The 12,402-nt window shown below is 44.4% G+C and carries 6 protein-coding genes; 1 reads left to right on the top strand and 5 read right to left on the bottom strand.

Annotated features, from left to right (window positions below):
* Positions 1-81: 81 nt before the first annotated feature.
* The 4 genes from QZ135_RS03970 to QZ135_RS03985 all read right to left on the bottom strand — a co-directional run bounded on the left by QZ135_RS03970 (position 82) and on the right by QZ135_RS03985 (position 6,383).
* Positions 82-1,746 carry a long-chain fatty acid--CoA ligase gene (locus tag QZ135_RS03970; RefSeq protein WP_294606111.1) on the bottom strand — a complete coding sequence of 555 codons (1,665 nt, stop codon included), beginning with the start codon at positions 1,744-1,746 and terminating at the stop codon, positions 82-84.
* A gap of 209 nt (positions 1,747-1,955) precedes the next feature.
* A complete protein-coding gene (locus tag QZ135_RS03975) occupies positions 1,956-3,413 on the bottom strand; it encodes a potassium/proton antiporter (RefSeq protein ID WP_294606112.1) in 1,458 nt (485 codons plus the stop codon).
* A gap of 253 nt (positions 3,414-3,666) precedes the next feature.
* Positions 3,667-5,034, bottom strand: coding sequence for an ATP-binding protein (locus QZ135_RS03980; protein WP_294606113.1), 1,368 nt, complete (start codon positions 5,032-5,034; stop codon positions 3,667-3,669).
* Entirely contained in the window at positions 5,031-6,383 is a 1,353-nt protein-coding gene (locus tag QZ135_RS03985) for a sigma-54 dependent transcriptional regulator (protein ID WP_294606114.1), read from the bottom strand. Before QZ135_RS03985 ends, QZ135_RS03980 begins: the two co-directional genes overlap by 4 nt.
* A gap of 187 nt (positions 6,384-6,570) precedes the next feature.
* On the opposite strand from QZ135_RS03985, the gene QZ135_RS03990 reads away from it, so the two are divergent.
* Entirely contained in the window at positions 6,571-7,710 is a 1,140-nt protein-coding gene (locus QZ135_RS03990) for a glycosyltransferase family protein (RefSeq protein ID WP_294606115.1), read from the top strand.
* Between the two features lies 1 nt (position 7,711).
* On the opposite strand, the gene QZ135_RS03995 is transcribed toward QZ135_RS03990, so the two are convergent.
* The gene (locus QZ135_RS03995) at positions 7,712-12,373 is read right to left on the bottom strand and encodes a translocation/assembly module TamB domain-containing protein (protein WP_294606116.1); all 4,662 of its coding nucleotides are present in this window, start codon (positions 12,371-12,373) and stop codon (positions 7,712-7,714) included.
* Between the last annotated feature and the right edge of the window lie 29 nt (positions 12,374-12,402).

The raw sequence follows: 12,402 nt of genomic DNA on the forward strand, positions 1-12,402 counted from the left end.
CAGGATAACTGCAAATTATCCAAATAAAAAAGTATGTTCTATAACATTAATTAAAAATATAGACTTAATCTTATATCTTTGTTAACCTTTAGCCTCTTGATACATAAACCGTTTAATAGATTTTTTGGCTGTCTTTTCAAACTCTTCAAAATGTATCTTCACCTTTGATATCTGGCAATAAGCCGGTAATTGCTGGTTGAGTTCGTTACGGTTAGCTTCCATCATACGCTCTACATCCGTTTGTTGTAGTCCATTGGCAAATGCATCGTCAAAGTCCGGATAAATCAGTGCTACCAGTTTTTCTTTTTGCAACACAATGAGCGACTCGGAAACGTAAGGCATATTATTCAGTTTGCTTTCAATCTCTTCCGGATAGATGTTTTGTCCGCTGGAAGTGAGCAACATATTCTTGCTGCGTCCGCGAACGGTTACATAACCTTCCGCATCCATTGTGCCTAAATCGCCTGTATGTAGCCAGCCATTTACGTCAATGATTTGTGAAGTTGCTTCCTGGTTCTTATAATATCCCAGCATCAGGTTGGTACCTCGACAAATGATTTCTCCCGCCTCCTTTTCCGGATCAGACGAATCTATCTTCACTTCCATGCGCGTGGCTGCTTTGCCGCATGATGCCAGCTTCATGGTTTCCCAGCGGCTGGAACAGATGATCGGGCCACATTCCGTCATACCGTAAGCAATGGTGTAGGGGAAGCCTATCTGTTTGAGAAAGCGCTCGACTTCTGCATTGAACGGGGCTCCACCGATGATAATTTCATCGAAGTTACCACCGAATATCTCCATTGCTTCTTTGCGTGCAAGGGCTCTGATCTTATCATTGATGATAGGAACATGGAGCAGTAACTTACCAATTTTATTATCTACACGGGGCAGAATATTCTTCTTGATAATCTTTTCTACAATCAGAGGCACGCATGAGATGACACGTGGTTTGATTTCGGCGAAAGACTGTGCGATAATTTTAGGAGTCGGCATGCGAGTGAGGAAGTAGAGGTGTGCCCCGGCTGAAAAACCGTAAAGGAAATCGTAAGTCATTCCGAACACATGTCCCATAGGAAGCATGGAAACTATGTTATCGCCCGGTTTCACCGGAAGCATCTCGTGGCAGTAATTCACGTTGGACCAAAGGCTGCGATAGGGGAGCATGACACCTTTGGAATATCCGGTAGTACCGGAAGTATAGTTAATGATGGCAAGTTCTTCCGGTTCATCCTTCCGGTAACAGATGTGTTCGGGACGGAAGTTTTTAGGATAGCGTTGTCCGTAAAGAGTATTGCGGTGCTCAAAAGCTTCCATCAATCGTTTGTCGCGACAGACTACAGGGGTGAATTCGGTCATCAAAATAACGCCCAGCAATTGCGGCATGGCTTCTTCATTGAGGTTTTCCCAAACTTGGTCGCCAACAAACAAAAGTTTTGCTTCGGAATGGTTGACGATATTATGTACATTGTCTGCCTTGAATTCATGCAGGATAGGAACAATGACAGCTCCGTAAGTAATGGATGCCAGAAAAGTAACTGCCCAGTGTGCACTGTTACGACCGCAGACGGCAATCTTATCACCCGGTTGGATACCGGCACTTTCCAGTACAATATGAAATTTTGCAATCTTACGAGCTACGTCTTTATATTGGAGAGTAGCACCTTTATAGTCAGTCAGGGCGTTTAAGTTCCAGTTCCGAATGATGCTTTGTTCAATGTAATCAATGAAGTGTTGTTCTTGTTTCATCTGTTAAATTTGCACACTTTAGTTAAAACTGCGCAAATATAGAGCTAAATGCAATGTCGTGCAAGTTTCTATATTTATTCTTTAGTAAGAGACGAAAGAAAAAGAAAAACTAACCAATTGGGGAAGTTACGAGCTACAAGCTACAAGCTACAAGTTGCTGCGCTGCACTCGTAGCTTGTAGCTTGTAACTCGTAACTCAATTACATGTGCTAATTTTCATTGTTCTTTTTGTCTGAAATCAGCAATAGCTTATCTCCGAGATGTAACTTTAACGAACCATTCGGAATCAAAAATTCTGTGCCTCGTTTCACTATCATTACTAATGCTCCGTTAGGCAGTGTTATATCTTTCAGCGTATCACCTTCTTCCAGCATTTCTGTGGTTACGGTCATATCACTCAGATCTGAGTCGATTTCTTCGGGCAGTTCCACACCGAAATCATTTCCGGTTTTCTCCAACGGGGTAGAGAGTTTCAGCATACGGGCAGCCAAAGAAACAGTGGTACCTTGCACTACAAGAGATACAATCGTAATAAAGAACACGATATTGAAAATAACATCAGCGCCCGGTACTTGTGCCACTACCGGATAAGTGGCAAAGATGATGGGTACTGCACCACGCAAGCCTACCCAGGATACGAATAGCCGGGAACGGTTTGTTATCCTCTTGCCAAAGGGCAACAGGCAGAGGAAGACACTGAGCGGACGGCCGATGACAATCATAAACACGCCGATAAGAGTTGCTACCAAAGCAATGTCGAGCAATTCGTGAGGATTCACCAACAAGCCGAGGCAGAGGAACATGATGATTTGGAACAGCCAGGTTAACCCATCCATGAAAGTATATATCTCTTTGCGGTGCATGATTTTGTTGTTGCCAACCATAATACCAGCAATGTAAACCGCGAGATAACCATTTCCTTTCAGGAGATCGGTAATAGCGAAAGTGAAGAATACGAATGAAAGTAAAAGAATGGGATAGAGCGCCTGATTATCAATATTGAGCTTATTCAGCATAAGGATGGCAAGTTTACCAAGAAGATAACCCGCAGCCGCACCTACAATGAACTGTATAACAAATGAGCCAAAGATACCTGCAACACCCATTCCACTGGATTGTATGAATTGTATCAGTACAATGGTGAGCATGTATGCCATGGGATCATTACTTCCACTTTCGAGCTCCAGCATGGGACGAAGATTGTGTTTCAGGTTCATCTTCTGAGAGCGCAGGATAGCGAAAACTGAGGCAGAGTCAGTAGATGACATAGTGGAAGCAAGTAACAGTGAAGTAGTGATTGGCAGGTAAATGTTCGACCAACTCATGCCTGCAATCCACCAGATGAATAATCCGGTAAATACAGCCGTGAGTAGTACTCCGAATGTGGAAAGAACAATGCCGGGAACAAGGATTGGTTTTATTTCACTAAATTTGGTATCCATACCGCCGGAAAACAAAATAACGCTAAGAGCAACCATACCAATAAACTGTGCTTCCTTAGCGTTATGAAATTGTAGTCCGAATCCGTCACTGCCGAAAATCATGCCGACGACAAGGAATAACAGTAAGGCAGGAACCCCAAAACGATAACCGGTCTTACCGACAATGATACTAATGAAAAGTAAAATAGAACCAATTAAAAGAATATTTTCTGCTGTAAAAATCATAAGTTATGTGTTATTTAAGATTGTTTATTCAAGGATTTAGTTCTTCAGAAGCGAAGATTATGTGTTTTTTAAAACAATTTTAAGGGTAGAAATGTTCAGACTTGATTTTACATTTTCAATGTTATGTTTACTTATAAGAGTGAAGAATCATTAGTCCGATTTTCGAAAGAGGTATGTCACTCATATGGAGAAAATAGTATTTCTATTTGCGAATTAGCTTCCGTTTTCTCGCTCTTTAGCTTTAGTGACTTTTTTAGTTGAACTTCAGTACAAACATGGTTCCCTTTCCCGGATACAAAGAAAGGCTTCCGCCGGACAGCCGCATGATTTGCCGGGAAATACTCAGCCCAATGCCGCTGCCGCCTTCTTTGGTGGTGAAGAAAGGAATAAATATATGTTCAGCTATTTCGGGTGGGATGGCAGGACCATTATTGGATACCTCGATAAGCACAGCTTCACTTTCGTTGCAGTAGGCGCGCAGGGTGATGATACCTCCGGAAACTCCTGCCGTTTCAATGGCCTGGATGGCATTTTTCAATAAATTGATGAGTACTTGGGATATAAGGTTTTCATCCGCATAGAGGATAAGGTCGTCCGGAGTAATATTTATTTGGAAAGTGATGTGCGAGTCGGGATATTGGTGCCGTGCAAGCTCTACCATGCGGTTGATAAAGCCTTTCACATAGAACAGAGAAGGTTCCGGTTTCGGTATGCGGGTGAAACGGCGGTAATTCTCCACAAAAGAGATAAGCCCTTTGCCCGTGGTACTAATAGTGTGCAGACCATTGCGGATTTCTTCGGCAGTTTCTTTATCAGAAGAGATATGTTCGCTTTTCATTTTCAGTTCTTCACTTCCTTGTATCAGTGTTAACAGGGTGTCGCTCAATGAAGTGATAGGAGTGACGGAGTTCATGATTTCATGTGTCAATACGCGGATAAGGCGTATCCAGGAGTCGATTTCTTTTTCGTCGAGTTCGTTATTGATATCATTCAGTGCAAGGATGCGCAGATGTTCCTGGCGGATGGTTATGTCGGACACACGGATAGACAAATTTACCGTTCCGCGTTCGTTGGAAAGGCGGGTTTGCATTTTGTCTCCGGGGCGACAGTGGGTAAGAAGTTCCATTAGGTGGGCATCAATACGGACAAGCTGGCTGACATGGGTGAAAACTTCCAGTCCCAGCAGGCGGAGCGCTTCATTATTCTTTTGATAAACGGCCCCGGTGTTGTTCAGCACCAGAACTCCTGTATTGATACAGTCCAGAATAAGCTCGTAGTATTTTTCTTGTTGTGCCGTTTCACTCTTTACATTATATAATATAGAAGCAACGCGGTTCAATGCTTGATTCACGATGCGATTATCCGGAATATCTTCGTGTTCGGAGAAGTGGATGGAGGCATCATCGTTTTCGATAGCATCGAGGAGGAACAGTACCTTTTGCGTATGTCGGCGATAGAGGTTCCATTGCCACCGTATGCTCGCTAACAGCATGAGAGAAGAGAGAGCAATCCACAGGAAATCTCCATAAATGGATGACAAAGTTACAGCACCCGCCAGCAAGAGGGAAACAAAGAGGCGGAAAAAGTAACGGTCGGTGATATAGCGGTAGAAATGCTTCATAGTCCGAACTTTTTCATTTTGTTATAAAGGGTCTGTCGCGTAATGCCCAGTTGGGCAGCTACGGCAGAAAGATTGCCGTTGCATGTGTCCAGGGCCTTTTGTATCATTTTTCGTTCCATCTCTTCAAGAGTGGCGGCTTCTGCACTGATGCTGTTTTCTGAACGGAGCGTATCGGTGCGCTTGGGCAGTTGAAACAACTCTGCGGGCAGTTCGTTGCCGTCGCAGATGATGACGGCTTTTTCAATGGCATGTTCCAGTTCGCGGATATTTCCATACCAGGGATGAGTCTTCAACCTTGTGCAGGCGGCATCGGACAAGCGTAACAGGGTCTTGTCATATTGCTTGCAGAAGCGTGCGATGAATCGTTCAGCAAGTGGAAGAATGTCTTCCGGGCGTTCCCGTAAAGGTGGTATTTCAAGATGGATGGTATTGATGCGGTAAAGCAAGTCTTCACGGAATTCGTTGGTCTGTACCATTTCGTTCAGATTCCGGTTAGTAGCACAAATCAGGCGGATATCAACGGAAATGGGTTGGTTGCTGCCTACACGGATGATGCTGCGTCGTTGCAAGACTGTCAGGAGCTTGGCTTGCAGATGATAAGGCAAATTGCCGATTTCATCGAGGAACAGTGTGCTGTGGTCGGCGGTTTCGAATTTACCGGGACGGTCGGTATAGGCATCGGTGAAAGAACCTTTTGTATGTCCGAAGAGTTCACTCTCGAAAAGGCTTTCGGTGATGGCACCCATATCCACAGCAACCATTTCTTTGCTGCGACGGGAAGAAAGGGTATGGATTTCACGTGCCAGCATCTCTTTACCCGTTCCGTTCTCTCCGGTGATAAGGATATTGGCATCGGTGACGGAAACTTTCTCTACCAGCGAGCGGAGCTGTTGCATGATGGGGCTTTCGCCCCAATACATGGAGGAGGACATGAGTGGAGTGCTTTGTCCGTTTTTCCTGTTGTTGGTGGTTTGCGCGGCATTCAGTAGGGTTTCCACCAGTTTTTGGTTGTCCCATGGTTTCACGATGAAATCTGTGGCACCTTCTTTGATTCCACGTACGGCAAGGTCAATATCACCGTATGCGGTGAAGAGAACCACAGGCAGAGATGGATGGAGCCGTTTGATTTCCTGCAACCAGAACAGCCCTTCGTTTCCGCTATTGATTCCGGATGTGAAGTTCATGTCAAGCAATACCACTGACGGGGTTTCTTCACGCAGTGCGGAAGTAAGTGTGACGGGAGAGGTGAGCGTGATAATCTTCTCAAAATGGGGCTTCAGCAGTAGTTGCACGGCGGTGAGTACACCGCGGTTATCATCGACGATGAGGATGTTTCCGGGCTTTTTCATACGGGAGTTTCTGTTTTATAGGGTCAAAGATAATGCAAAATTTCAATTAAACGCTTCATCACAATTAGTTTATGCACTGAAAAGCACTTGTCGCATTTTCTACATATCAGTGTAATACGGATAGCTGACCTTTGCCTGCAACTAAAATTGAAGATTATTGTTTCTTATGAATTAAAAGAAAATACAGATGAAAGTTCTATTTATTGTTCAAGGAGAAGGTCGTGGTCATCTGACACAGGCCATCACGCTGGAGGAAATCTTGCGGCGCAACGGGCACGAGGTAGTGGAAGTACTGGTAGGTAAAAGCAATACCCGCCATCTGCCGGGGTTCTTCAACCGCAGTATACAGGCACCAGTGAAGCGTTTCCTCAGTCCGAACTTTCTACCTTCACCCTCTAATAAACGGATAAGCATGACCCGCAGCGTGGTATACAACCTGTTGCAAGTCCCTGCTTATTTGCGTAGTATTGCCTATATCCACCAGCGTATTCACGAAACCAGTGCTGAGTTGGTCGTCAATTTCTACGAGTTGTTGACAGGGCTGACTTATCTCTTTTTCCGTCCCTCGGTGCCGCAAGTCAGCATCGGTCATCAATATCTCTTCTTACATCGTGACTTCAAATTTCCCCGGAAGAACCCTGTCAGCCTGCTGATGCTTCGTTTCTTTACGAGACTTACGTGTATCGGAGCTAAAGAAAAACTGGCGCTCTCATTTCGTCCGATGAACGAAGATGAAGAAGCCCATATACGTGTGGTGCCGCCCTTACTGCGGCGTGACGTGCTTTGCTGCGAAGCCACTGACGGAGAATATGTGCATGGCTACATGGTAAATGCCGGATTTGGCGAAAGCATCTCTCAATGGCACGAACAGCATCCCGAAGTACCATTACACTTTTTCTGGGATAAAACGGACGAACCGGAAGTGTGCCGGATGGATGAAACATTGTCGTTTCATCAGTTGGATGACGAGAAATTCCTTCGTTATATGTCAGGTTGCCGGGCGTATGCCACCACGGCAGGCTTCGAGTCCGTTTGCGAGGCTATGTATCTGGGTAAGCCTTTGTTGATGGTGCCTGCGCACATCGAACAGGATTGCAATGCCTATGATGCGGCACGTGGCGGAGCTGGCATCATATCTGATGGCTTCGAGGTGGACCGCTTGTTAAACTTTGCCCGGAATGAATATCGACCCGAAGAAGATTTCCGTAGTTGGGTGCGCAGTTGTGAGTGGCGGATGCTGAATAGCTTGGAGACGGTGGAAGGAGTAGGTTTTATGAACTACCGTCCCTTTGCTCAGGCGGCTTCCTGTCCTCAGGATTCATTCTAATTTATCCCCCTCTTTTTTCTTTGGCTTTTGCTGATGGTTGGGGAGCAATATCAGGTTCCTCCGGTTGCTTCTCATTGGTCTTTTCCGCTTCTTTTCTTTCCATTTCTCGTTGCAACCGTTTCAGTCTCCATCTATTCCAGAACATCAGTTCTTTCCATCGGTTAAAGTCTTTCTTGAAGATGATGCCTATGCCTTGAGTTGTCAGATTCGTGCGGGTATAGTAGCGGTCATTGGTTTCATTATATGCTTTTAGTCGTATGTCTCCGCTACGGTTCACGAGCCATTCAGCTTCAAAGTCACCCACGAAATTGGTATTTGCCAGTGGATTGTCACGGTAGCCGAAGTTACCGTTGATGAGCAAACGGTTGTTCAGCAACTGTCCGGACAACATGCCCTCAAATTCCATATCTGTCCATCCTTTTTCTCCGGTACTGAGGTTTGTACCGATGTTCCAGTTATTGCTGTTGATGATGCTTGAAAGTGCATTGTTCAATTGTCCCGAAAGGGTGGATGAAAGCACGGAAGTCATCATATTGGAGTTTTGAGTACCCCCCACATTTTCCGGCGGATAGAACTTGCCGATACCCAACAGGTAGAGTATCTGCATATTCATTTGCTCGTCCGTAGGGATATAGTTACGGATAAGTGCCTGTACTTCGTCCCGTTCATTGGGCACTTCCAAACCTAATTTGATATTAGGTGAAGTAAGTTGCCCTGTCAGATTCATGGTACAGTTAACTCTGATATTTGTCTGAATTTCATAGTTGACTAAATTAGGTACCAAATCGTTCAGCGAAACGGAATTCACCGTGTAGTTTGCCTGAATATCCATAGTGGCATCCAGTGGGCGACCGTTGAAGTTGATGGTACTTCCGTCTTTGATGGTAAAGTCTTTACGTATTACCTCCTGCAAACTGAATTTATAAACTCCCTGGCTGATGCGGTAATTGCCGAACATCTTTACATCGTCGCCTTTGTTATAGAATTCCGTGCGGATATTTCCCGAACCTCGCCCGCTGATGTAATCACCGGCAATAGGGTCCATAACGATACGCATTGTTGCATCCGGAGTAGCTTCAACGAGCAGATTGAGGCGGATATCCGTATGGCTCTCTTCTTCCTGTTGTATTTCCTGCTGTGCCAGTTCGTAGTCAGAAGTCAAGCTTATGGAATCCAATACTGCTCGGCGTGGTGTTTTATCCACAAACTTAATGAACTGATTGCTGGCGGCTGAAGATACATTATCTTTTATATAGACGAAGTTAGTATTACGATTGGTGGTCATGGCTACATCAATGTTGACGCCATCGCGGGCATTGCCTGCTATCGAGGCACTACCTGTTCCATAGACAGTTCCGTAGAAAGGGAAGTCCAGCGATTCCTTCGTATCCATCACCAGCATATCATTCACCTCAAATTGGAAACGGTATTCCAGATTTTTGAAGTGTTCGTAATGCAAATAGCCGTTTACGCGCCCCTGGCTACCATGTGTGTCAAAGATACGGTTATTGTTAAAAGTCAGTCCGTTGGGTTCTATGCGAATACTGTCTTTTATGAAGAAAGTGGTATTTAGTACGTCCACTTTCATGGAAGCATCACCAAATACGCGGCCTTCCATAGTGAGACCTTTGAATTTACCATAGAAATGCACATTACCACTGGCACGTCCGTTAAACTCTGGAGTAATGCTTCTCATGAAGTATTCTATGAATTTCAGATTGGTGCTATCGGCTTCAATTTGCAAATCAAGTGCACTCTTGGGCTTTATTGGATATATGTAGCCGGATACATGAGTTTTAGCAATGTCTTTTTCACGGATATGGGCATCAAGGTAAATACCTTCCACTTCGTGGTGCCATTCTCCGTGGATATTGGCATCTCCCAGCAGACCATCATTCAGTCCGAGCCGTCGGATAAATAGGTCAGTGTACATGACAGGCTTCTTTAATACGCCGCTGGCGTATGCAGGACCGGTGGCTTCGCCCTGGAAGTTAACTCCGAGGTCGGCAATGTCGAATACATAACCTATATTGATGTCTTTCAAATCCAGGCGAACCGTATCTTCAGGCTGTTCTGATATGACGCCGTTGATGCGGAGATGACGGTCTTTATGGCTGAAATAGAAGTCATTAATATGTACCTTGCCGGAGTCGATGACCACTTGCGACGGATGTATTTCCCACAACGTATCGTTCAGGATGACATCAGTCTTTTGAACATCGACAACGGTTCTCAATGCCGGAGCTCCTTTACCTGAATGGATGTGCTTATTGTCCTGTTCCCCGGCTTGTGTCCGGATGAAGTGTGTGGTAGCGGCTAATTTTCCACTATATGTAACGGTGCTACTGTTACCCCAGTTCAAAGAGGTCTGGATAATATCATCTTTGGCTTGTGTTTCCAGCGCTACGTTTATTGCACCTGTCGATTTACGGTTACTGAACCGTAAACGTGCATGGAATTTATCACCGGGATTCTCACACAATATCATGCCGGATTCAATGAATTTATCTCCGTAGCGCAGGCGTGGGAAATATCCTTCCACCCGCAGGCGTTGGGCTTTATCATTGAAGTACCCTTTGAGGGTGGAGTGTGTGTAGACTTTAACCGGAATATTGAATAGGGTAGAGAATAAGTCCGTATTGAAAATATTCACATCAAAATGGAAGTTATTTTCACTTTCTACCTGTTGTTTATTTGGTAATATCAGGGCAGGGATATACCTCCGCATAATATTCAGTACACTGGCAGGCAGTGTACGATAGGAGTAATCCCCTTCAATACTTGCGTTCAGGAAGTTGGAGGCTATTTTCAGTTCCTTATGAGATTCATCTCTCCGGATGGCGGCTATTTTCAGGTTATCCAGAAAATAGTTCTTATCAGGTGCTGTGAATTGCAAGCTGTCAATGTTGATTTCTCCATTCATTTCATCAATGGAACCACCGGTGAAATCGGCTGTCAATTGAACGGATACTTCCGCATCTTCATAGTTGGGTGTCAGGTGGAGTTCATGAGGGCGCACTTTACGGATATCCGCTTGGAAATTAAAAGTCGGTACGTGGCTGGCAGTGTTAATATTGCCATTCAGCAGCACGGAACCATTTTCATCATTCAATGCTACTTTCCCATTGAAACCGCCCTGTTTGTATTCTCCATCAAGGGTGATATTCTCATAGGTGTAATCACTGTAATCGATGGATGCAACCAATCCTTTCATCACAATGGAAGGATATTGCTTTTCGTAATGACTACCTTCTACATTAAGATTGAAGGTCACTTTTCCAAGCTTTTCGTTAGCCAACATGTTGCCTAATTCAAATTCTTCGGTTTTCACAGCTCCCGAATAAGCGAAGTAGCCTTTTTCCTTATTAGAACTTAACTTTAAGTCGGTCTTGATGGAGCCAATATCGGTATGCACCAAACCGTAAGTTACGAGGTCTGTGAAATATCCCGATACTTCTCCACGAAAGGAAATTGTTCCCAATCGTTGCAATATTGGTGGAACACCTTCGTAATTCTTGCTCAAGTTGCGGACAAAGAAAGCAACTCCTTCCGGGTCGGCATACAGACTGGAAAGGTTACCAAACACGAAGGCGTCCTGGGGGCGGGATAAATCCTGCAGAGAAACATCTCCTCTCAAATGGAAATGCTGGTTTCCTGTAATGGACAGATGTGGGCAGTTTAATTGGTTGACAGTGCCGTTAGTCTCTACTGCTATCTGCAATTTCTCCCTAAAAGGGGAAAATGCCGGCACAAATGCCGCCAGGTCACAAAGAGCAATATCCGAAGGCAGCATGCGGAACGAGAAGTGTACGTCGTTGGCAAAATTATTGAAAGCCTCCAGACTGTCATATTCCATACGTATGGTGTCCATTGCAAGCGAAGTGTTCGGCAAATCAATAGCAAAATTCTCGATATTCATTTTTTGATTGTTCGCTACAATCTTAAGGCTCAACTTCCTCAGCTCGAAGCCGGAGTTTCCTTCTTCAATGCTTAAACGCTTGATAGCTGCATTGATGGAGTCGTTTTGGAGTGCTTTCAACGAGATATTGGCAATAATATTGCGCAACTGGATATGTTGTGCATTGAACTTTCCCGGTGTCTCCTCGGCCGACAATACATTATAGGACATTCTGCCACGCCGTATTAATAAAGAATTAATGCGTAAGTCCAGGTTACTTTCTTTCTTGATAGTGTCTTTTGAGGCGAATGCGTCAAGTACAAACTGGAAGTTGGGTATATCTTCCGGTGTTTTTTTCTCCAGATTGATATTGAAACCAAACAATTGTACATTACTGATTGATATTTTGCCTTTGAATAGGGGCAGTATATCAAATTTAGCAGAGAGCCGGGATACTTTCAACATCTCTTTGCCGGATTGGTCATCCAGTAGTAAATCGTCAATAATGATGCGGTTCAGAAGTCCCATATTTATCCGCCCGATAGTTAATTGTGTACCCAGCACATTCGATAATTCGTTTGCAACGAGCACAGACATCTGCCGTTGAACGTAAGGAATGTTCAACAACAAGATAGTCCCGATATACAAACTTAGTATAATACCGAGCATCCAGCGAACTGTCTTTTTTAACTTTCTGATAGGCGGTTTGTTTGATTTAGCCAACAAAAATATGAAATAATACGTTATCAATCGTACTTTTATCATTACTTTTGCAGCGTTTAAACGTAAATAAC

This window comes from uncultured Bacteroides sp. (genome assembly GCF_905207245.1).
In the GTDB taxonomy this organism is placed as follows: domain Bacteria; phylum Bacteroidota; class Bacteroidia; order Bacteroidales; family Bacteroidaceae; genus Bacteroides.

Excerpts from the sequence above, each read along its gene's own strand:
- QZ135_RS03975 (WP_294606112.1), bottom strand. The coding sequence starts at position 3,413 with ATGATTTTTACAGCAGAAAATATTCTTTTAATTGGTTCTATTTTACTT.
- QZ135_RS03995 (WP_294606116.1), bottom strand. The coding sequence starts at position 12,373 with ATGATAAAAGTACGATTGATAACGTATTATTTCATATTTTTGTTGGCT.
- QZ135_RS03980 (WP_294606113.1), bottom strand. The coding sequence starts at position 5,034 with ATGAAGCATTTCTACCGCTATATCACCGACCGTTACTTTTTCCGCCTC.
- QZ135_RS03970 (WP_294606111.1), bottom strand. The coding sequence starts at position 1,746 with ATGAAACAAGAACAACACTTCATTGATTACATTGAACAAAGCATCATT.
- QZ135_RS03990 (WP_294606115.1), top strand. The coding sequence starts at position 6,571 with ATGAAAGTTCTATTTATTGTTCAAGGAGAAGGTCGTGGTCATCTGACA.
- QZ135_RS03985 (WP_294606114.1), bottom strand. The coding sequence starts at position 6,383 with ATGAAAAAGCCCGGAAACATCCTCATCGTCGATGATAACCGCGGTGTA.